A 20,979-nucleotide genomic window follows, 5' to 3' on the forward strand; every position below is an offset into this window, starting at 1 on the left:
GCGCCCAGGCCCCGCCGCGTCGAGATCACGTGACCTGGACGAGGACACCCGACATGCAGTGGGGCCTCGGCCAGGTCACGTGATCTCGCGCCGGAAGCAGGGCACCAGGAGCGCCGGATGCCAGAACCCCGAGCACCCGGGGACGGCGATGTCGGCGCACCACCGTAGAATCGACGGAACATGTCACCGCGCGCCCTGAAGCCCCTCGAGCCGTCTGCCACTCCGCCGGAGCAGATCCGCAACTTCTGCATCATCGCTCACATCGACCACGGCAAGTCGACGTTGGCCGACCGCATGCTGCAGATCACCGGCGTGGTCAGCGACCGCGATATGCGGGCGCAGTACCTCGACCGCATGGACATCGAGCGCGAGCGCGGCATCACGATCAAGTCGCAGGCCGTGCGCATGCCGTGGTCCACGACCGACGGCACCTTCGCCCTCAACATGATCGACACACCCGGGCACGTCGACTTCACCTACGAGGTCAGCCGTTCTCTCGCCGCCTGCGAGGGCGCGATCCTGCTCGTCGACGCTGCTCAGGGCATCGAGGCCCAGACGCTCGCCAACCTGTACCTGGCGCTCGAGAACGATCTGACGATCATCCCGGTGCTGAACAAGATCGACCTTCCGGCGGCCGACCCCGACAAGTACGCCGCCGAGCTCGCCGGCCTCATCGGCGGCGACCCCGCCGACGTGCTGCGCGTCAGCGGCAAAACCGGCATGGGCGTCGAAGAGCTGCTCGACCTGATCGTCGAGAAGATCCCCGCCCCGGTCGGCACGGCCGACGCCCCCGCGCGCGCCATGATCTTCGACTCGGTCTACGACGCCTACCGCGGCGTCGTCACCTACGTGCGCATGATCGACGGGTCGCTACAGCCGCGCGAGCGTCTGCAGATGATGTCGACCGGCGCGACGCACGAGGCCCTCGAGATCGGCGTCTCGAGCCCCGAGCCGGTCCCCACCAAGGGCCTCGGCGTCGGCGAGGTCGGCTACCTCATCACGGGTGTGAAAGACGTGCGCCAGTCGAAGGTCGGCGACACGATCACCACGCACCGCAAGCCCGCCACAGACGCGCTTCCGGGCTACACCGATCCGAAGCCCATGGTCTTCTCGGGCATCTACCCGATCGACGGCAGCGACTACGCCGAGCTGCGCGAAGCTCTCGACAAGCTCAAGCTCTCCGACGCCTCGCTGCAGTACGAGCCCGAGACCTCGGTCGCCCTGGGCTTCGGCTTCCGCTGCGGCTTCCTCGGCCTCCTGCACCTCGAGATCATCACCGAGCGTCTCTCGCGAGAGTTCGGACTCGACCTCATCACCACCGCGCCGTCGGTGACGTACGAGGTCACCACCGACACCGGCGAGACCGTGTCGGTCACCAACCCCAGCGAGTACCCCGACGGGCGCGTCGCCTCGGTCTCGGAGCCGATCGTCAAGGTCGGCATCCTGCTGCCGAAGGACTACGTCGGCACCGTCATGGAGCTCTGTCAGACGCGCCGCGGCACGCTGCTCGGCATGGAGTACCTCAGTGAGGACCGCGTCGAGCTGCGGTACCACATGCCCCTGGGCGAGATCGTCTTCGACTTCTTCGACCACCTCAAGTCACGCACCCAGGGCTACGCGAGCCTCGACTACGAACCCGCCGGCCAGCAGACCGCCGACCTGGTCAAGGTCGACATCCTGCTCCAGGGCGACAAAGTCGACGCGTTCAGCTCGATCGTGCACCGCGAGAAGGCGTACGCGTATGGCACGCTCATGGCCGAGCGCCTGCGCAAGCTCATCCCCCGCCAACAGTTCGAGGTGCCCATCCAGGCCGCGATCGGCGCGCGCATCATCGCGCGCGAGACGATCCGCGCGATCCGCAAAGACGTGCTCGCCAAGTGCTATGGCGGTGACATCACCCGAAAGCGCAAGCTCCTCGAAAAGCAGAAAGAGGGCAAGAAGCGCATGAAGATGGTGGGCCGCGTCGAGGTTCCGCAGGAGGCGTTCATCGCCGCCCTGTCGGGAGACGTCGAGACCAAGAAGTAACGCACCACACCGAGAGGGGTGAACCATGCGCAGGCAGAACTTCACCGATGACACGGTCGACTACGCCGCTGTCGGCGCCACCCAGGCGCACGATCTGATGCAGTACCCGCCCGAGAACTCGGTACCGGCAGAGGACGCGTGGCGCATCGGCAGCGGCGAAGAGCGCTTCGCCGCCGCCGGCGAGCTGCTGCTGTCGTGGGCGCCGCTACGTGCCGGTGAGTTGAGCATCAGCGACGTCCGTCCCGCGTCTGGAGAGGGGTACTCCGGCGTCGGCTTCGACGCCGACGGTGCTCCCGTCGCGCCCAGCAGCCTCGAGGCCGAGCAGCGTTTCGCCGCCGACGGCACACCCTTCGTCCGTCCCGGCACCGGCATCCGTCTGCACGGCAAGGTCGACGGGCACCGCGCCGACGCCGAACTCCGCGTCATCTCGGTCTTCGAGGAGCCCCGCCGCGTCGGTTTCATCCTCGGCACGGTCGGCCACTCGATCGTCAGCGGCGAGGAGCTGTTCTCGGTCGAATGGCGAGACAACGATGAGGTCTGGTTCGTGGTCCGCGCCTTCGACCGCCCCACGGCTCCGACCTACCGCCTCTTCGGCAGCCGCGTACGCCGCCGCCGCAAGGCGCTGTTCGCCCGGTACCTCCGCGCCATCTCTCCGCTGTACGCGTCCTGATGGGCGGCCCCCTCCCACTCGGAGACCCCGCCCCGGTCGATGGACGCCTGCCCGCCGACCTCGCCATCGACCCCGCGGCCGATTTCGGCGTGTACCTGCACGTCCCCTTCTGTCGCGTGCGCTGCGGTTACTGCGACTTCAACACCTATACCGCCAGCGAGCTGCGCGGCGCGCGCCAAGACGACTTCGCCGACACGCTCGCCGCCGAGGTGCGCCTGGCGGGGGCAGTGATGGATGCCGCGGGCGGCCGCCGCGCGGCATCCACCGTCTTCTTCGGAGGAGGCACACCGACGCTTCTTCCGCCCGGTGATCTCGCGCGGATGCTCGAAGCGGTGCGGGACGAGTTCGGGATCGCCGAGGGTGCCGAGGTCTCGGTCGAAGCCAACCCCGACACCGTCGACGACACCGTGGCGCGCACCCTCGCCGACGCGGGCGTCACGCGGCTGTCGATCGGCATGCAGTCGGCGCGACAGCACGTGCTCGCGGTCCTCGACCGCACTCACGACCCCCTGAACGTCGCCACCGCCGTGGCAGCGGCCCGCCGGGCGGGCCTCGACGTGTCGGTCGATCTCATCTACGGCGCGCCGGGGGAGTCGCTCGACGACTGGCGGGCCTCCCTCGAGGCGGCCATCGCGCTCGAACCCGACCACATCTCGGCCTACGCGCTGATCGTCGAAGACGGCACGAAGCTCGCGCGTCAGATCCGCTCGGGCGCGGTCGCAGAGCCGTCCGACGACCTCCAGGCCGACATGTACGAGCTTGCCGACGAGCTGCTCGGCGCCGCCGGCTTCGATTGGTACGAGGTGTCGAACTGGTCCCGAGGCGTTTCGCACCGCTCTCGCCACAACCTCGCCTACTGGCGCGGCACCGACTGGTGGGGCTTCGGGCCGGGAGCTCACAGCCACGTCGGCGGGCTCCGCTGGTGGAACGTGAAGCACCCGGCCGCGTACGCTCAGCGCCTGGCCGCGCTCGAGTCTCCGGCCGCCGCTCGGGAACGCCCCGATGAGACCGCGCGCCGGCTCGAGTCGGTGCTGCTGCGCAGCCGCATCCGCGACGGCCTCGCGGTGTCGGAGATCCTCGGCGAGGGCCGCAAGGCCGTGGCATCCCTCATCGCGGACGGTCTGATCGAGGGACGCGATGCCGTGCGGGGACGCATCGTGCTGACCCTGCGCGGGCGCCTCTTGGCGGATGCCGTGGTGCGGTCTCTGACGGCCTGATCCGCGAGCCCCCGGCACCGGGTCGGACCGATCCCGTAGAATTGGCACTCCACAGATGCGAGTGCCAGACGGGAGGAGCAGCTCATGGTGTCGGAACGAGGCCTTCAGGTGCTCCGCGCGATCGTCCAGGACTACGTCGATACACGTGAGCCCGTCGGAAGCAAGGCGATCGTCGACCGTCACGCGTTCGGAGTGTCGGCGGCCACGATCCGCAACGACATGGCGCTGCTCGAAGACGAGGACCTCATCGTCGCGCCGCACACGTCGTCGGGGCGCGTCCCGACCGACAAGGGCTACCGCGTCTTCGTCGATCACCTCGCGGAACTCCGCCCGCTCTCGGGTGCGCAGCGCAGCGCGATCACGTCTTTCCTCGACGAGGCGGGCGACCTCGACGACCTGCTGGCGCGTACCGTCCGAGCGCTCACACAGCTGACCGGCCAGGTTGCGATCGTGCAGTATCCCTCGTTCGCCCGCGCAAACGTGACCCACGTCGAGCTCGTCGCGCTCGGCGGACCGCGCCTGCTGGTCATCCTCGTCACCGATACCGGCCGGGTGTCGCAACGGATCGCTCTCGTGCCCACGGAGCCGACCGAGGCGGACATCATCCAGCTGCGCGCCCGAGTGGGGGCGGTGCTCGTCGGGCGAAGCGTCGCCGACAGCTCGCATCGGGTGCAAGCGGCTCTGGCTGACGGACCGCGCCCCGGGGTCGCGCTCGACGCGATCGCCGATGCGGTGCTGCGCGTGGTCGGGGAAGAGCTCGAGGAGTTCCGCCAGGACCGCCTGGTCCTGGCCGGTGCAGCGACGCTCGCCAAGCGTGAGTCCGACTTTCGCGGCAGCATCTACCCGCTGCTCGAGGCCATCGAGGAGCAGGTGACGCTCCTGCGTCTCATGAGCGAGATGGTCGCCGACGAGAAGGGCCTGTCGGCCAGCATCGGCCGCGAGAACGAGCCCTTCGGCCTGGTCGAGGCCTCGGTGCTCGCCAGCCGGTACGACGGCTCCACCGGCGGCGCACGCGTGGGCCTGCTCGGTCCCACCCGCATGGACTACTCCTCCAACCTCGCGGCGGTTCGTGCCGTCGCGCACTATCTGACCCGGATGCTCGAAGACGACGACGCGTCTCGCTGACGACGAGCGCTCCGAGCACCCCACCCGAGAACGACCCCGCGCAAGCGGACAGGAAGGCGATTGTGGCTGACCACTACGAGGTCCTGGGCGTCGAACGCGATGCCAGCCCCGAAGACATCAAGAAGGCGTACCGCCGTCTGGCGCGTCAGCTCCACCCCGATGTCAACCCGGGAGAAGACGCGTCCGAGCGCTTCAAGCTCGTCACCCACGCTTACGACGTGTTGAGCGACCCCGAGCAGCGCCGTCGGTACGACATGGGCGGCGACCAGAGCCCCTTCGGTGGTGGGGGCGCGGCCGGCTTCGGTGGTTTCAGCGACATCTTCGAGACGTTCTTCGGCGGCGGAGGCCAGGGGGGAGGCGGCCGCGGACCTCGACCGCGTTCGCGCCGCGAGCGCGGACAAGACGCCCTCGTGCGCGTCACGCTCGACCTCGGCGACGTCGTCTTCGGCACCCATCGCGACCTCGAGGTCGACACCGCGGTGCTGTGCGAGACGTGTCAGGGCGCCTGCACGCAGCCCGGTACCAGCGAGGTCACCTGCGACATCTGCCACGGCTCCGGCCACGTACAGCGCACCGTGCGCAGCCTGCTCGGCAACGTGGTCACCAGTGCCCCCTGCAGCGTCTGCCAGGGCCACGGCACGACCATCCCGTACCCCTGCGGCACCTGTCAGGGTCAGGGACGCGTCCGCGCCCGCCGCACCGTGTCGGTCGACATCCCCGCCGGCGTCGAGTCCGGCCTGCGCCTGCAACTCCCCGGCTCCGGCGAGGTCGGGCCCGCGGGCGGTCCCAACGGCGACCTCTACCTCGAGATCACCGTCGAGACCCACGAGTCCTTCAGCCGTGAGGGCGATGACCTCGTCGCAACCCTAGAGGTGTCGATGCCGGATGCCATCCTCGGTACGAACACCTCGATCCAGTCCCTCGACGGCAGCGTCGACCTCGAAGTGCGCCCGGGCGTGCAATCGGGCGACGTCCTGACGATCAAGGGCCGCGGCATCACGCCGTTGCGTGGGAGCCAGCGCGGCGACCTCCGCGTCGGCGTGCACGTGGTGACCCCGACGCGCCTCGACCACAAGGAGCGCGCCCTCATCGAGGAGTTCGCCAAGCGCACCAAGGCGCCGAAGCCCCGTCTGGCCGAGCACCAGCAGGGAATGTTCAGCAAGTTCCGCGACCGCTTCCGGCACTGACCGTGGCGCTGCACTTCGTCTGCGACGACGCCGGTTCCGCCCGCCCGGGCGACACCGTCGAACTCACCGGTGCCGAGGCGCACCACGCCTCGGCCGTCCGGCGCGTGCGCGTCGACGAGGCGGTGACGCTCGGCGACGGGCGCGGGGTGTGGCTGTCGGGCATCGTGACCGCGGCGACCCCGAAACAGGTCGACGTGCGCGTCACCGGACGCGACGAGGTCCCCGCGCCCTCCCCGCGCTTCGTGCTCGTGCAGGCCCTCGCAAAGGGCGACCGCGACGAGCTCGCCGTCCAGGCGGCGACGGAGCTCGGTGTCGACGCGATCGTGCCGTGGCAGGCGTCGCGAAGCGTCTCGCGCTGGGACGCGAAAGCCGAGAAGGGTCTGGCCCGCTGGCGCACGATCGTCCGCGAAGCGGCGAAGCAGGCCCACCGCGCGTGGATTCCCGAGGTCGAGGGAGTCGCGCGAACGGCCGACCTCGTCCGCCTCGCCGGCGCGGCCCAGATCTTGGTGCTGGAGCCGTCGGCATCCGCTCGTCTCACCGAGGTGGCCGCGCAGGCATCGGACGGTCGCGACGTGGTGCTCGTCGTAGGCCCCGAGGGCGGGATCGCGCCCGAGGAGCTCACGGCTCTCGAGGGCGCGGGCGCGCGGCTCGTGCGCCTCGGCGACACGGTGCTGCGGACCTCCACCGCGGGGGCTGCGGCGATCTCGGTGCTGTCGGCGGCGCACGGTCGTTGGTGAGCTCCACCCGAGCTTGCTCCCCGTGGATCGGCACCGCTCCTCTCGGAGACCCGGGGCGGACGGCGCCGATGGGGGCGCGCCCCGTCGGCGCCGCACCGGTCAGCGCGTCACGAACGGCCCAGCCCCGGTGTCGGAGGCCGTCACTAGACTGGATGCCATGAGCGAACCGTCGATCTTCACGCGCATCCTGCAGGGCGAGATCCCCGCCGAGATCGTCGCCGAGACCGAGAACGTCTTCGCGATCCGCGACATCGCGCCTCAGGCGCCCGTGCACCTGCTCGTCATCCCCAAGACGCAGCGGTACCGCAACGTGGTCGAGCTCGCCGCGGGTGATCCCGCTCTCCTCGCCGAGCTCATCGGGCTCGCCGATTCGGTCGCCGCCGAGCACGCCGATGGCGACTTCCGCCTCATCTTCAACACCGGCGAGGGTGCCGGTCAGACCGTCTTCCATGTGCACGCCCACGTCCTCGCGGGTGGCCTGAACGAAAAGAGCCTGGGTGGCTGACTCCGCCGAAGAAATCGTCTCCGACCACATCCAGGTCGACGGCGTGGCCATGGTGCAGCTTCTCGGCCCGCAGGATCGTCTCCTGCGTGTTGTCGAGAAGGAGCACCCCGGTGTCGACGTCCACGTGCGCGGCAACGAGATCACGCTGACCGGTGCGCCGGGTGCCGTGCGCGCGGCCCGCGGTCTGGTCGACGAACTGCTCAGCATGACCCGCTCGGGCCAGGGCCTCGACCCGTCCGACGTGTCGAGCTCGAACCGCATGCTCTCCGACGGGGGCCCGCGGCCCTCCGAAGTCATGGGAGAGGCGATCCTGTCGTCGCGCGGAAAGACCATCCGCCCCAAGACCGCCGGCCAGAAAGAGTACGTCGACGCGATAGACGAGAACACGATCGTCTTCGGCATCGGGCCAGCCGGTACCGGCAAGACCTATCTCGCCATGGCCAAGGCCGTTCAAGCTCTGCAGCGCAAAGAAGTCACGCGGATCATCCTCACGCGCCCGGCCGTCGAGGCGGGGGAGCGGCTCGGGTTCCTCCCCGGCACCCTCACCGACAAGATCGACCCGTACCTTCGCCCGCTCTACGACGCGCTCAACGAGATGATGGACCCCGATATCGTCCCGAAGCTCATGGCGACGGGAACGATCGAGGTCGCCCCCCTGGCCTATATGCGCGGTCGCACGCTGAACGATTCCTTCGTCGTGCTGGACGAGGCGCAGAACACCACGCCCGAGCAGATGAAGATGTTCCTCACGCGCCTCGGTTTCGGCACGCGCATGGTCGTGACCGGCGACATCACGCAGGTCGACCTGCCCCAGGGCGCCTCGGGTCTGCGCCTCGTCACGCGCGTGCTCGACCACATCGACGACATCCATTTCTCCCGCCTCACGAGCGACGACGTCGTGCGCCACAGCCTCGTGGGCCGCATCGTCGACGCGTACAGCGAATACGACGAGAAGCGCTTGGCCGCTCGTCGCGAGCGCGATGAGGCATCCGAGTTCGCCACCCGTGCGGAGCGACGCGGCTCGAGCGCCGCCGGTCCCCGCGATCACCTCCCGAGACGAAACCGCTCATGACGATCGAGATCAACAACGAATCCGACCACCAGATCGACGAGCAGGTACTGCTGCGTCTCATGGAATACAACCTGACGGAACTCCACGTCAGCGCCGACGCCGACGTCGCCATCGTGCTCGTCGACGAAGGCGCCATGGAGTCCCTGCACGTGCAGTGGATGGACGAGCCCGGCCCCACCGACGTGCTCAGCTTCCCGATGGACGAGCTGCGCCCCGGCTCCGAGGACGCACCCACCCCCGCGGGCCTGCTCGGCGACATCGTGCTCTGCCCGGCCGTGGCCGAGACGCAGGCCGTCGCAGCGAAGCACTCCACGCAAGACGAACTGATCCTCCTCACCACCCACGGCCTGCTGCACCTGCTCGGGTTCGACCACGCCGAACCCGACGAGGAGCGTGAGATGTTCGGACTGCAGCGCGAGCTCATCGCCGGCTTCCAGGCCGTCGAGCGCCAGCGCCGCGCATGACCGAGGCCCTGCTCCTCGTCACCGCCTTCCTGCTCGTCGCCTTCGGCGGCCTGATGGCGGCGTTCGAGGCGGCGCTGGGCGTGACTTCGCGCGTCGACCTGATCGAACTCGGATCGGGCGGCCGCAACGCGCGGTCCCTGCGTCGTATCGGCGACGACACGAACGCCCACGTCACCGCCGTCTCGTTCATCCGCGTGCTCGCTGAGACGACCGCGGCCGTGCTCGTCGCGGCGGCGTTCATGCTCATCTTCGACAACATCCTGCTCGCGGTGCTCGCCGCGGCCGTCCTGATGACGGGCATCTCCTTCGTCGCCGTCGGTGCGAGCCCACGCTCCGTCGGCCGTCAGCACGCTCGTGGGCTCTTGCGCGGGGGAGCGCCGGTCATCCGTGGAATGCGCGTCCTGCTCGGGCCCCTCGCTCACGGGCTCGTCGCAGTGGGCAACCGCGTGACGCCCGGCGTCGCCCACTCGACGTCGTTCGCGTCCGAGGAGCAGCTGCTCAGCATCATCGACGAGGCGGCCGAGAACGAGCTCATCGAAGAGGACGATCGCGAGCTCATTCACTCGGTCTTCGATTTCACCGATCGCTACGTACGCGAAGTCATGGTGCCCCGCACCGACATGGTGAGCGTGGATGCCGCGGCCACCTCCCGCGAGGCGCTCGCGCTCTTCCTCGACAAAGGCGTCTCTCGCATCCCTCTCGCCGACGACGAAGCCGACGACATCGTCGGTGTGCTGTATCTCAAGGATCTCGTCCAGTTCGGCTTCCGTGACGAAGCCGGCTGGCGCGATGCACCGATCCGCCGCATCGCGCGTCCGGCCGTCTTCGTCCCCGAATCGATGAAGGCAGAGACGCTTCTCCAGCAGATGAAGAAAGACGCCGTGCACGTCTGCCTCGTCGTCGACGAGTACGGCGGCGTCGCGGGCCTGGTGACCCTGGAAGACCTGATCGAAGAGCTCGTGGGCGAGATCGCCGACGAGTACGACGCCCCGTCCACCGAGATCGTGGAGCTCCCCGACGGCCGTTACCGCGTCAATGCGCGTCTCGGTCTCGACGAGGTCGGCGACCTGTTCGGCCTCGAGCTCGACGACGAAGACGTGGATTCGATCGGGGGCCTGCTGGGCAAAGCGCTGGGCCGCATCCCGCAACCCGGCGCGACGGCAGAGCACTCCGGTCTCGTGATGACCGGCGGCGCCTCGCGGGGGCGCAACCGCGGAATCGCGACGGTGATCGTGGAGCGGGCCGAGACGACAGACGATGAGAACGCCGAGGCAGAGACCTCGCAGCGTGAGAGGAACGACAGATGACCGACACCCGATCCGGTTTCGTGACCTTCGTGGGCCGGCCGAACGTCGGCAAGTCCACGTTGACCAACGCGCTCGTGGGCGAGAAAGTCGCCATCACGAGCGATAAGCCGCAGACCACTCGTCGCGCGATCCGCGGCATCGTCAACCGCCCCGGCGGTCAGCTCGTGGTCGTCGACACCCCCGGCATCCACCGGCCCCGCACTCTTCTCGGCCAGCGGCTCAACGACCTCGTCGAGCAGGTCCTCGGCGACGTCGACGTGATCGCGTTCTGCGCGCCCGCCACCGAGAAGGTCGGCCCGGGCGACCGCCGCATCGCCGAGTCCCTCTCCGGCTATCCGCGGGCCAAGAAGGTGGCCCTCGTCACCAAGACCGACGCTGCGACGCGGGATCAGATCACCGAACGTCTCATCGAAGTCGACGCGCTTCGCGAGGACTGGGCAGCGGTCATCCCGCTCTCCGCCGTCACGAACGACCAGCTCGACGTGCTGAGCGACGAGCTCCTCGCGCTCATGCCGGTCGGTCCCGCGCTGTACGAGGACGACGTCGTCACCGACGAGGCCCTCGAGGACCGGATCGCCGAGATCATCCGCGAAGCAGCCCTCCACGGCGTTCGCGATGAACTCCCGCACTCGATTGCCGTGACGGTCGACGACGTCGCTCCGCGCGAAGACAGCGACCTCACCGACGTGTGGGCGAACATCGTCGTCGAGCGCGACAGTCAGAAGGCGATCATCATCGGGCGCAAGGGCTCACGACTCGCCGACGTCGGTGCGCGGGCGCGAGCAGGCATCGAGCCGCTCGTCGGCGGCCGCGTCTACCTGTCCCTGCACGTTCGCGTCGCCAAGGAGTGGCAGCGCGATCCGAAGCAGCTCGGCCGTCTCGGCTTCTGACCGGGCCCTCCGAACTTCTCGCGCCGGGTCTGCGCTCGGTGGCGAACATTCGCAACGAAAGGCGTGACCATGGCGATGAGGTGGACGGCCCCGGCTCCGGGCCCGATCGACACGTGGAGCTTCGACGAGGTGGAGGTCGCGCCGCCCGGATCCGGCGAGGTGACCGTCCGCGTCCGGGCGGCGGGCATCAACCCCGCGGATGCCAAGCACGTCGCCACCGCACGCCCCGGCGCCGAGTTCCCCGTGCCGATCGGCTACGAGTTGTCGGGCGAGATCACCGCCGTCGGCTCCGACGCCCTCGGCGGCGCGGGGGAGCTGCACGTCGGTGACGAAGTCGTCGCGTTCCGTGTGCAGGGGGCCTATGCCACCGAACTCACGATCGCCTCACGCGATGTCTTCGCCAAGCCCGCGAACCTCTCGCACGCAGAGGCCGCGAACCTCCTGCTCGCCGGCACCACGGCGGCCGAGATGATCCAGGTCACACGCGTCGGCGAGGGTGACCTGGTGCTTCTGCACGCCGCCTCCGGAGCGGTGGGAGTGAGCCTCCTGCAGCAGGCGCGCAAGCTCGGCGTCCGCGTCATCGGAACGGTGGGCCCGGATGCCGAGAAGTCGGCCGACCGCGTCCGTCGCTACGGCGGCATCCCGGTGGCCTACGGTGACGGTCTGCGCGAGCGGGTCGAGGAGGCCGCGGAGGGCGCCCCCATCGCTGCGGCGTGGGACGCCGTCGGCACCGACGAGGCGTTCGAGGTCTCCCTCGCCCTCGTCGCGGAGCGGGACCGCATCGTCACGATCGTCGACCCCGAGCGCGCGAAGAAGGACGGCGTGCTCTGGATCGCCGGTTCGCGACCCGAGAGCGCCCGCTTCCGCGACATCGCGCGTGCGCGGGTGCTCGAGCTGGCGGCATCCGGTGCACTCGAAGTTCCCATCGGCCGCACCTACCCGCTCGCCGAGGCGGTGGAGGCCGTGCGCTTCGTCATGGACGGACACCCGGGCGGCAAGGTCGCCCTGCTGCCGTGACAGGTTCACCCTTCGTCCTTCCTCCCGCGCCCGAGAAACTCGAGGTGACGCGCGAGCGGGTGCGCCTGCGTCCGTTCGAGGAGAGCGACCTCGAGGCGATGGCCGTCTACCGCGGAGACGCGGAGGTGTGCCGGTTCCTCCCCTTCGAACCGCAGACGGCCGACGACATCCGCCGCCGCAACGGGCACCTCATCGGATGCACCTCCCTCGAGGGGGAGCGTGGCGGCGTCATGCTCGTCATCGAGCGCACCGACGACGGCGCAGTCATCGGCGATCTCGTCCTCTTCCACCTCGACGCCGAGGCGGGGTCGGCCGAGATCGGATGGGTGATGAGCCCGGCGGCATCCGGTAAGGGCCTCGCCACCGAAGCGGTGCGCGCGCTCGTCGACACGGCGTTCGACGTGTACGGCCTCAGGCGTCTTGTCGCGCAGATCGACGCCGACAACGAGCGCTCCGCGGCCCTCGCCGAGCGGATCGGGATGCGCCGCGAGGCCCATTTCGTCGAGAACGAGTGGTTCAAGGGTCGGTGGAGCGATCTGCTCGTGTACGCGGTCCTCGACCGCGAGTGGACGGCCCCTGGACCGAGTGCTCCGTGACGGACTGCTACGATCACTCCATGCGCTTCGGTGGCCAGCTTCTTCTTAGTTGCCGCGACGAGTCCTCGATCTAAGGGCCTTCCTCGTCGCGGAGATCGTCGTCGGCCCCCACCGAACGAATCTAAAGAAGCGACACATCATGAAGAACACCCAGAAGCCCACGTCCGCTCCGGTACACAAGTACCGTCCCTTCCATGAGCAGATCGCGGTCGACCTGCCCGATCGCACGTGGCCGTCGAAGCGGATCGAGATCGCCCCGCGCTGGTGCGCTGTCGACCTGCGCGACGGCAACCAAGCGCTCATCGATCCGATGAGCCCGGAGCGTAAGCGCGTCATGTTCGACCTGCTCGTGAAGATGGGCTACAAGGAGATCGAGGTCGGGTTCCCGAGTGCGAGCCAGACCGACTTCGACTTCGTGCGCCAGCTGATCGACGACAACCTGATCCCCGACGACGTCACGATCCAGGTGCTGACCCAGGCGCGCGAGCACCTGATCGCCCGCACCTACGAAGCGATCGCCGGCGCGAAGCAGGCGATCGTCCACCTGTACAACTCGACGAGCGTGCTGCAGCGCGAGGTCGTGTTCCGCACCGACCAGCAGGGCATCGTCGACATCGCCCTCGAGGGCGCCCGACTGTGCAAGCAGTATGAGAAGACCATCCCGCAGACCGAGGTCTTCTACGAGTACTCGCCCGAGAGCTACACCGGCACCGAGCTGGAGTTCGCCCTGCGCATCTGCAACGAGGTGCTCGAGGTCTTCGAGCCCAGCCCCGAGCGCAAGGTCATCCTGAACCTGCCCGCCACGGTCGAGATGGCCACCCCGAACGTCTACGCCGACTCGATCGAGTGGATGTCGCGCCACCTGAACCACCGTGAGAACGTCATCCTGTCGCTGCACCCGCACAACGACCGCGGCACCGCCGTCGCCGCCGCCGAGCTGGGCTACATGGCCGGCGCCGATCGCATCGAGGGATGCCTGTTCGGCAACGGTGAGCGCACCGGCAACGTCGACCTCGTCGCGTTGGGCATCAACCTGCTGACGCAGGGCATCGACCCGCAGATCGACTTCAGCGACATCGACCAGGTCAAGCGCACCGTCGAGTACTGCAACCAGCTGCCCGTTCCCGAGCGCAGCCCCTGGGCCGGCGATCTGGTCTTCACCGCGTTCAGCGGATCGCATCAGGATGCCATCAAGAAGGGCTTCGAGGCGATGGAGGCCCGCGCGGCCGCCGAGGGCAAGAGCATCGACGACATCGAGTGGGCGGTTCCCTATCTGCCGATCGATCCGAAGGACCTGGGGCGTTCCTACGAGGCCGTCATCCGTGTCAACTCGCAGTCGGGCAAGGGCGGGGTCGCGTACCTGCTGAAGGCCGACCATGCGATCGACCTGCCGCGCAAGCTCCAGATCGAGTTCTCGGGCGTCGTGCAGACGCGCACGGATGCCGAGGGTGGCGAAGTCTCGAGCGCGCAGATCTGGGACATCTTCACCGACGAGTACCTGCCGTCCGAATCCGACGACCAGCGCTGGGGCCGTTTCGAGCTGCTCTCCACCCGCTCGTCGAGCGACATGTCGGGCGACGTGCACCTCGATGTCACGCTGCGCGACGGCGACGCGAGCCACCCGGCCTCCGCAGTGGGCAATGGCCCGGTCGCGGCGTTCCTCGAGATCGTGCGCGCGCAGGGCTTCGAGGTGACCCTGTACGACTACGTCGAGCACGCTCTCAGCTCGGGCGGCGACGCGCAGGCGGCCGCCTACGTCGAGCTGCAGGTCGACGATCAGCGCCTCTGGGGCGTCGGTATCGACGGCGACATCTCGACCGCGTCGCTCAAGGCGATCGTCTCGGGTGTGAACCGCGCGATCCGCTCCCGTCAGAGCTCTGGCGCCCTGGCCGGCGTCTGACGCGCGCGAACGGGAGTCGACCGTGGCTTACGCCCACGGACACCACGAGAGCGTGCTGCGTTCCCACGCCGCGCGCACCGTCGCCGACTCGGCGGCCTACCTGGTGTCTTCGCTGTCCGCCGGCGTCCGCATCCTCGATGTGGGCGCCGGCCCCGGCACCATCACCGTCGACCTCGCCGACCGGGTCTTCCCGGGAGAGGTCGTCGGGGTGGATGCCGCCGCCGACGTCGTCGAGGTCGCCCGCGCCACCGCGGGCGACCGCACGAATGTGGAGTTCCGCACCGGCGACGCCTATGCCCTCGACGTGCCCGACGGCTCGTTCGACATCGTGCACGCGCATCAGGTGTTGCAGCACCTCGCCCGCCCGGTGGACGCGCTGCGCGAGTTCCGACGGGTCGCCGGCACCGACGGCCTCGTCGCGGTGCGCGACGTCGATTACGGCGGGGTCATCTGGCATCCCAGAATCCCCGCTCTCGACGAGTGGCTCGCGATCTATCACGGGGTGCATCGCGGGGTGTCGGGGGAGCCTGACGCCGGCCGGGTGCTCAAGGCGTGGGCCCGCCAGGCCGGGTTCACGCGCATCGAGGCGAGCGCCAGCGTCTGGGTGTTCGACAGCCCCGACAGGCGCACCTGGTGGGGCGGGATGTGGGCCGACCGGGTGCTCGCCTCGGCGTTCGCGGGCCACGCGAAGAGGCTCGGACTCGCCGACGACGAGACGTTGCAGCGGATCTCCGACGCGTGGCGCGAATGGGCGGCGGACGCCGACGGGTGGATCCTGCTGCCGCACGGCGAGGTGCTCGCGCGCTCGTGAATCCACCCGCGCGCGGCCGTGTCACCACGGCACGGTCGCACCGTGGCGGTCCAGGTAGTGCAGTCCCGGCGTCCCGTGCTGAGCCTCTATCGTGTCGACGAGCGGGGGAATGGCCTCGGCGATGTCGAGACCCGCACCCTCGCCGCCCATGTCGGTGCGGATCCAGCCGGGTGCCAGCAGGAGCAGCGTCTTCGGTTCGGCGGCGTGCCGCGCGGCGTAGCTGCGCATCAGCTGGTTCAGCGCCGCCTTCGACGCGCGGTAGACCTCGAAACCGCCGGAGGTGTTGTTCGCGACGCTGCCCTGGCCGGATGACATCACCGCCACGGTGCCCGTCTGAGGGACGAGGGCCGCGAGACGCTCCACGACACGCATGGCGCCCAGCGCGTTCGTCAACATGGTCCGCGTGAACGCGTCATCGGCGATGTCGGACGCCGGTTCGTCGACGGGTGCGAGAGAGATGCCCGCGACGACGAACAGCAGGTCGAACTGATCCCTCGCCAGCTGGTGCGCCAATGCCGAGATCTGCAGGGCATCGGTGACGTCGACATGCTCGACGGCGACCGGGAACCGCTCGGTCAGGGCGCGAAGCGCCTCGCTCTCGGCATCACGGACCGTCGCGACGACCTCGACGCCCCGACGGGCGTACTCCTCGACGAGGGCGAGGCCGAGTCCCCGAGAGGCTCCGACGATCAACGCCCGGCGGGTGTGTGCTTCTGTCATGGCATCCTCCGCTCAACAAGTGATGAGCGAAACAGTACGCCTTCGCTCAACGTTTGTAGAGTGGAGATATGGAACGCACAGGGACGCGAGCCGAGAAGCGCGCCGCGACAGCCGAACGCATCCTCGAGGCCGCGCGCGAGGAGTTCGCCGAACGGGGGCCGGCCGGCGCGACGATCCGCCGGATCGCCGGGCGTGCGGGAGTCGACCCGTCGCTCGTGATGCAGCACTACGGCTCGAAGAGCGCTCTGTTCGCTCTCGCGGTACGACCCGTCGCCGAGCTCGACGAGGCGGACGGCAAGGTGGGCATCCATCTGGAGCAGGTGCTGCTCGCTCGGTTCCATGAGCTCGACGCCCCCACCCGCGCGCTGATGCGCTCGATGCTGAGCTCACCGGAGGCCGCGGATGCGATGAGCGCCTATCTCGACGAGCGAGCCTCGGCCCTCGCCGCGGGCGGCGATCGAGACCGGCACCAGCGAGCGGCGATCCTCGTCGCATCGATCATGGGCGTGACCATGGCGCGGCACTTCCTCGACGTCCCCGCTCTTCGCGACATCGACGCGGAGACGGCGGCGCAGATCCTCGGAGAGATGCTTCCGGGCGGTGACTGAGCTCCGCTCGGACGCGTTCCGCGACGTCGGGTGCCAGGATGAACAGGTGATCCGCGTCGACGCCCTCTACCGTTATCCCGTCAAGGGCTTCACGCCCGAGAGACGCGGCAGTCTCGTCATCCAAGACGACGGCCGCGTGCAGGGCGACCGCTCGCTCGTCTTCCGCTTCGCCGACGCCCGCGAGCCCGCTGACGCGACCTTCCCCAAGAGCCGCGGTCTCGCCCTCATGACGTTCCCCACGCTCGCGCGGATCGATCTGACCTTCGACGATGAGACGCAGACGCTCCGCCTCCGGGTCGATGACATCGACGTGGAGGGCGACCTCAGCGACAGCGGGCGGCAGCGCCTCTCCGAGGCGGTGACGGCGTACCTGCGCACCACGAGCGACGCGAAGCTCCTCGACGCCGACGGCATCCTGCCCCTCGATCTCCTGGGCGACGGCCGCACGGCGCGCTTCCAGGACCGCCCGCGCGGTTTCGTCTCGCTGCACGGCGCTGCCTCGGTCGGAGCCCTGGATGCCACCGTCCCCGCCCCCGTGGACGATCGCCGCTTCAGGTCGAACATCGTCGTCGAGGGCACCGCCGCGTGGGCGGAGCTCGACTGGAGCGGTCGCGTGCGCATCGGCGACGTCGAGTTCGCGGTGCAGAAGCCGATCGAACGGTGTGCGGCGATCACCGCGAACCCCGACACCGGCGTGCGCGATGCGCGCCTGCTGCGCGTGCTCACGACGCAGTTCGGTCAGGACGAGCCGACCCTCGGCATCCTTCTGCTTCCCGTCGACGGCGGCGGCACAATCCGCGAGGGCGACGAGGTCGTCGTCGACGCGTGACTCACGCGGCGGTCAGGCCGCGTCGTCGGCCCGGATGATCGGGATGCCGGTGGTCTCGACCGCGACCTTGCGGCGGTAGAGCTTGCGCTGTTCGGGCAGGGAGAGATCGAAGATCACCGCGAGCACGCGGACGACGGTCGTCACGATCACGCCGATGACCGCGGCGATCGGGAGGGGGACGCCGAACGCCGCGGTCGTGGCGAGCACGACGCACCCGCCGCCGGCGGCCACCGCGTAGAGCGAGCCGACGTGCATGATCGCGACCGGCAGGCCCATGAGCACGTCCCTCAGCACGCTGCCGCCTGCGGCGGCCAGGACGCCCACGAACACCGCCGGCACCGCGGGCATGCCGAGCGCCAGAGCCTTGGACGTTCCGAAGGCGCCGAACAGACCGATGACGACGGCGTCGAGCATGACGATCGCACGGTTGAGTCGTTGGAAGATCCCCGACAGCAGCATCCCGACGATCGACGCGAGCGTCGCGGTGATGAGGTACCAGTTGCTCTGCAGCGTCGCGGGGGTGAGCCCGAGCAGCAGATCGCGAATGAGGCCACCGCCCATCCCGAGCAGGATGCCGATGATCGCCACGCCGAGCAGATCCAATCGCCGCTGGCCCTGGAACCCCGAGGCGAACAGGGCCCCCTGCACGCCGCCGAGGGCGACGGCGGTGAGATCCGCCCACAGCGGGATGACGAAGACCGAGGCGTTCACGGCATCCATTCTCCGCGAAGCGTTCGAGTGCGCGGGGAGGCGCGGCATAGTCTCGACGGATGGACCCCGCGTACCTCCGCTCGGATGCGGCGACCCTTCTCGCGTCGCTGACACAAGCGACCCGGAGGTGACGCTGCCCGCCGAGCTGTACGACCGTGCTCGCGACGACTACCTACGACCCCGGCGCGGCGCCCCGCGGCGACTGCGATGGTTGCTCGAATAGGGTCAGCCCAGCTGGCAGCGCCACCGCCACCGCTGAGCAGTTCGCGATAGCACCGCGCGCGATGGCACGTCCAGCGGCACCGCGCGTGACGGCGATGCGGTTGTATCGATGAGGGGGCCGATCTGGTACGCCTGGAACGTCGAGGCGGTCGGGAACCGCGGAAGAGGAACGCACATGCACTGGGGGGCGAATTCGAGCGTGGCGGTCGCCGTGCTCATCGCGGGAGTCATCACGACGATCGTCACCGCGATCATCAGGCGGTCGCCGTCGCGCGCGACCGCGCGAGCGACGCGGGAGGGCGTGCTCTTCGTGGTCTCGACGCGGATGTGGCAGCGCGTGCTCATCCGCACCGTCGGCATCGCCGTCCTGCCGCTGGCGGTCATGCTCCTGCTGGCAGCCGCCTTCGTCCGCGACCCCGAGATCGGAATGGTCATCGCGGGGGCGGCGATGCTCGTCGGCGGCATCCTGTTCATCCTCCTCGCCCGCGGCATGAAGCGGATGCGTCTCGAAGTCACCCCCGACTCGGTGTGGTCGTTCGGTCTGGTGCGCGGGCCGAACGAGGTGCCGATCTCGGAGCTCACCAGCCTCGAGCCCAACCCCGGCGATCGGTTCGGCGGCATTCTCGCGAAGACGGGGAGCTCGACCCGATTCGGCGCGACGCGTCTCATGCTGGGATATCCGCAGTTGATCGACTTCCTGCAGCACAGCCGTCCCGACCTGCCGATCCCCGAGGGGTCCTGGCCCCTTCAGGGACGAGCAGTCGCCTCCCGCTGAGCCGAGCGGCGCGTCACGGCCGCGCGCGGCCGCTTCCCGGGGAACCGGGCGGATAATGGACTGTGCCCACCTACCGCGACGAAGTCGTGGTCCTGCGTACCCACAAGCTCGGGGAGGCGGACCGCATCCTCACCTTGCTCAGCCGGCGCAACGGCAAGATCCGTGCGGTCGCCAAGGGCGTGCGGCGCACCTCGTCGAAGTTCGGGTCTCGGCTCGAACCCTTCATGGTCGCCGACGTGCAGTTGGCGACGGGGCGCAACCTCGACATCGTGCAGCAGGCCGAGTCGCTCGGGTCGTACGGGGCCGACATCGTCACCGATTACGACCGGTACACCACCGCCAGCGCGATGGTCGAGACCGCCGACCGGTTGAACGAGGCCGAGGCCACCCCTCAGCAGTACCTCCTCCTGGTCGGTGGCCTGCGCGCCCTCGCTCGCGCAGAACACTCCGAACGCAGCGTGCTCGATTCCTACCTGCTCCGCGCCATGGCCCTCTCGGGCTGGGCGCCGGGGCTGACCGAGTGCGCCCGCTGCGGCACGATCGGCGACCATGACTACTTCCTTCCCCAGCTCGGCGGGGTGATCTGCTCGACCTGCGCGCCGGCGGGCTCGCCCCGCGTCGCACCTGACACGGTCGATATGCTCCGCGCCCTCATGGCGGGGGAGTGGGAGCGCATCGACGCCGCCCCCGGTCGCACGATCGCGGCCGCATCGGGACTCGTGGCGGCGTACGCGCAGTTCCACCTCGAACGTGGCATCCGTTCGCTTTCGCACCTGGAGTCGCACCGATGACACCCAAGCCCTTCACGCACCGCGACGCGGTGCCGTACCGCCCGCTCGACTGGACGGGCGAATACCCGCCCACCTACCCGAAGGGCGCGGTTCCGGAGCACGTCGCCATCGTGATGGACGGCAACGGCCGCTGGGCGAACCGCCAGGGGCTGACACGTGTCGAGGGGCACCGCGCCGGAGAGGCCGCCCTCCTCGACGTGGTCGCCGGCGCCATCCAGGCGGGTGTGAAACACCTGTCGGTGTACGCGTTCTCGACGGAGAACTGGTCGCGGTCGCCCGACGAGGTGCGGTTTCTCATGGGCTTCAACCGCGAGGTCCTGCATCGCCGCCGCGACCAGCTCAACGAGTGGGGCGTACGTATTCGCTGGTCGGGCCGCAAGCCGCGCCTCTGGGGCTCCGTCATCAAGGAGCTGCAGCACGCGGAGCGTCTCACCGAGGGGAACTCGACGCTGACGCTCACCATGTGCGTCAACTACGGCGGCCGGGTCGAGATCGTGGATGCCATGCGCCGCATCGGCGACGACATCGCGGCCGGTCGGCTCAAGCCTTCCGCGGTGACCGAAAAACTCATCCGCAAGAACCTGTACCAGCCCGACATGCCCGACGTGGATCTGTTCGTGCGTTCCAGCGGCGAGCAGCGCACCTCGAACTTCTTGCTGTGGGAATCGGCGTACGCCGAGATGGTGTTCCTCGACACGCTCTGGCCCGACTTCCGGCGCACGCACCTCTGGGACGCGATCGGGTTGTATCTGTCGCGTGATCGCCGATTCGGCGGGGCGGTCGACGCCCCCACGGCGTGA

22 protein-coding genes are annotated in these 20,979 nt (G+C 69.3%); 20 read left to right on the top strand and 2 right to left on the bottom strand.

The window, feature by feature from the left end; genetic code table 11:
- Positions 1–180: 180 nt before the first annotated feature.
- The 15 genes from lepA (at position 181) to MTE01_RS12580 (ending at position 15,523) form a co-directional block, all read left to right on the top strand.
- Positions 181–2,025 carry a translation elongation factor 4 gene (gene lepA, locus MTE01_RS12510; RefSeq protein ID WP_103209214.1) on the top strand — a complete coding sequence of 615 codons (1,845 nt, stop codon included), beginning with the start codon at positions 181–183 and terminating at the stop codon, positions 2,023–2,025.
- Positions 2,026–2,050: 25 nt separating this feature from the next.
- Positions 2,051–2,695, top strand: coding sequence for a DUF1990 domain-containing protein (locus tag MTE01_RS12515; protein ID WP_103209217.1), 645 nt, complete (start codon positions 2,051–2,053; stop codon positions 2,693–2,695).
- Positions 2,695–3,912, top strand: a complete 1,218-nt coding sequence (gene hemW / locus MTE01_RS12520) for a radical SAM family heme chaperone HemW (protein ID WP_141377833.1) — start codon at positions 2,695–2,697, stop codon at positions 3,910–3,912. The genes MTE01_RS12515 and hemW overlap by 1 nt, the downstream gene beginning before the upstream one ends.
- Positions 3,913–3,996: 84 nt before the next feature.
- The gene (gene hrcA / locus MTE01_RS12525) at positions 3,997–5,037 is read left to right on the top strand and encodes a heat-inducible transcriptional repressor HrcA (RefSeq protein WP_141377835.1); all 1,041 of its coding nucleotides are present in this window, start codon (positions 3,997–3,999) and stop codon (positions 5,035–5,037) included.
- 62 nt (positions 5,038–5,099) lie between these two features.
- Positions 5,100–6,224: a molecular chaperone DnaJ gene (dnaJ, locus tag MTE01_RS12530; protein ID WP_116239837.1), complete on the top strand. Its 1,125-nt coding sequence runs from the start codon at positions 5,100–5,102 to the stop codon at positions 6,222–6,224.
- Between the two features lie 2 nt (positions 6,225–6,226).
- Positions 6,227–6,961, top strand: coding sequence for a 16S rRNA (uracil(1498)-N(3))-methyltransferase (locus MTE01_RS12535; protein WP_141377837.1), 735 nt, complete (start codon positions 6,227–6,229; stop codon positions 6,959–6,961).
- Positions 6,962–7,118: 157 nt separating this feature from the next.
- Positions 7,119–7,466 (top strand): HIT domain-containing protein, encoded by a 348-nt coding sequence (locus MTE01_RS12540; protein WP_103209230.1) that lies wholly within the window; start codon positions 7,119–7,121, stop codon positions 7,464–7,466.
- 49 nt (positions 7,467–7,515) lie between these two features.
- Positions 7,516–8,538, top strand: coding sequence for a PhoH family protein (locus MTE01_RS12545; RefSeq protein ID WP_246078307.1), 1,023 nt, complete (start codon positions 7,516–7,518; stop codon positions 8,536–8,538).
- On the top strand, positions 8,535–9,002 hold the full coding sequence (ybeY, locus tag MTE01_RS12550; RefSeq protein ID WP_103209235.1) for an rRNA maturation RNase YbeY: 468 nt from the start codon (positions 8,535–8,537) through the stop codon (positions 9,000–9,002). Before MTE01_RS12545 ends, ybeY begins: the two co-directional genes overlap by 4 nt.
- Complete coding sequence (locus tag MTE01_RS12555) at positions 8,999–10,309, top strand: hemolysin family protein (RefSeq protein ID WP_103209238.1); 1,311 nt, start codon at positions 8,999–9,001, stop codon at positions 10,307–10,309. The genes ybeY and MTE01_RS12555 overlap by 4 nt, the downstream gene beginning before the upstream one ends.
- Positions 10,306–11,199 carry a GTPase Era gene (gene era / locus MTE01_RS12560; protein WP_103209240.1) on the top strand — a complete coding sequence of 298 codons (894 nt, stop codon included), beginning with the start codon at positions 10,306–10,308 and terminating at the stop codon, positions 11,197–11,199. The genes MTE01_RS12555 and era overlap by 4 nt, the downstream gene beginning before the upstream one ends.
- A gap of 69 nt (positions 11,200–11,268) precedes the next feature.
- Positions 11,269–12,216 (top strand): quinone oxidoreductase family protein, encoded by a 948-nt coding sequence (locus MTE01_RS12565; RefSeq protein ID WP_141377838.1) that lies wholly within the window; start codon positions 11,269–11,271, stop codon positions 12,214–12,216.
- Entirely contained in the window at positions 12,213–12,812 is a 600-nt protein-coding gene (locus tag MTE01_RS12570) for a GNAT family N-acetyltransferase (protein WP_141377840.1), read from the top strand. Before MTE01_RS12565 ends, MTE01_RS12570 begins: the two co-directional genes overlap by 4 nt.
- A 139-nt stretch (positions 12,813–12,951) precedes the next feature.
- On the top strand, positions 12,952–14,712 hold the full coding sequence (gene leuA / locus MTE01_RS12575) for a 2-isopropylmalate synthase (RefSeq protein ID WP_141377842.1): 1,761 nt from the start codon (positions 12,952–12,954) through the stop codon (positions 14,710–14,712).
- A gap of 22 nt (positions 14,713–14,734) precedes the next feature.
- Positions 14,735–15,523, top strand: coding sequence for a methyltransferase domain-containing protein (locus MTE01_RS12580; RefSeq protein ID WP_141377844.1), 789 nt, complete (start codon positions 14,735–14,737; stop codon positions 15,521–15,523).
- 21 nt (positions 15,524–15,544) lie between these two features.
- Here the strand turns inward: MTE01_RS12580 and MTE01_RS12585 are convergent, their stop codons facing one another.
- Positions 15,545–16,243, bottom strand: a complete 699-nt coding sequence (locus MTE01_RS12585) for an SDR family oxidoreductase (protein ID WP_141377846.1) — start codon at positions 16,241–16,243, stop codon at positions 15,545–15,547.
- A 68-nt stretch (positions 16,244–16,311) separates the two neighbouring features.
- Here MTE01_RS12585 and MTE01_RS12590 point away from each other — a divergent pair, with 68 nt between their 5' ends.
- Both MTE01_RS12590 and MTE01_RS12595 read left to right on the top strand, forming a co-directional pair.
- Complete coding sequence (locus tag MTE01_RS12590) at positions 16,312–16,851, top strand: TetR/AcrR family transcriptional regulator (protein ID WP_141377848.1); 540 nt, start codon at positions 16,312–16,314, stop codon at positions 16,849–16,851.
- 46 nt (positions 16,852–16,897) lie between these two features.
- On the top strand, positions 16,898–17,680 hold the full coding sequence (locus tag MTE01_RS12595; RefSeq protein ID WP_141377850.1) for an MOSC domain-containing protein: 783 nt from the start codon (positions 16,898–16,900) through the stop codon (positions 17,678–17,680).
- A gap of 12 nt (positions 17,681–17,692) precedes the next feature.
- On the opposite strand, the gene MTE01_RS12600 is transcribed toward MTE01_RS12595, so the two are convergent.
- Entirely contained in the window at positions 17,693–18,391 is a 699-nt protein-coding gene (locus MTE01_RS12600; protein ID WP_103209951.1) for a trimeric intracellular cation channel family protein, read from the bottom strand.
- 331 nt (positions 18,392–18,722) lie between these two features.
- Here MTE01_RS12600 and MTE01_RS12605 point away from each other — a divergent pair, with 331 nt between their 5' ends.
- The 3 genes from MTE01_RS12605 (at position 18,723) to MTE01_RS12615 (ending at position 20,979) form a co-directional block, all read left to right on the top strand.
- Positions 18,723–19,388 (top strand): hypothetical protein, encoded by a 666-nt coding sequence (locus MTE01_RS12605; protein WP_218026360.1) that lies wholly within the window; start codon positions 18,723–18,725, stop codon positions 19,386–19,388.
- A gap of 62 nt (positions 19,389–19,450) precedes the next feature.
- Positions 19,451–20,179: a DNA repair protein RecO gene (recO, locus tag MTE01_RS12610; RefSeq protein WP_103209256.1), complete on the top strand. Its 729-nt coding sequence runs from the start codon at positions 19,451–19,453 to the stop codon at positions 20,177–20,179.
- On the top strand, positions 20,176–20,979 hold the full coding sequence (locus MTE01_RS12615; RefSeq protein WP_103209258.1) for an isoprenyl transferase: 804 nt from the start codon (positions 20,176–20,178) through the stop codon (positions 20,977–20,979). The genes recO and MTE01_RS12615 overlap by 4 nt, the downstream gene beginning before the upstream one ends.

Source organism: Microbacterium testaceum, from assembly GCF_006539145.1.
Taxonomy (GTDB): Bacteria; Actinomycetota; Actinomycetes; order Actinomycetales; family Microbacteriaceae; genus Microbacterium; species Microbacterium testaceum.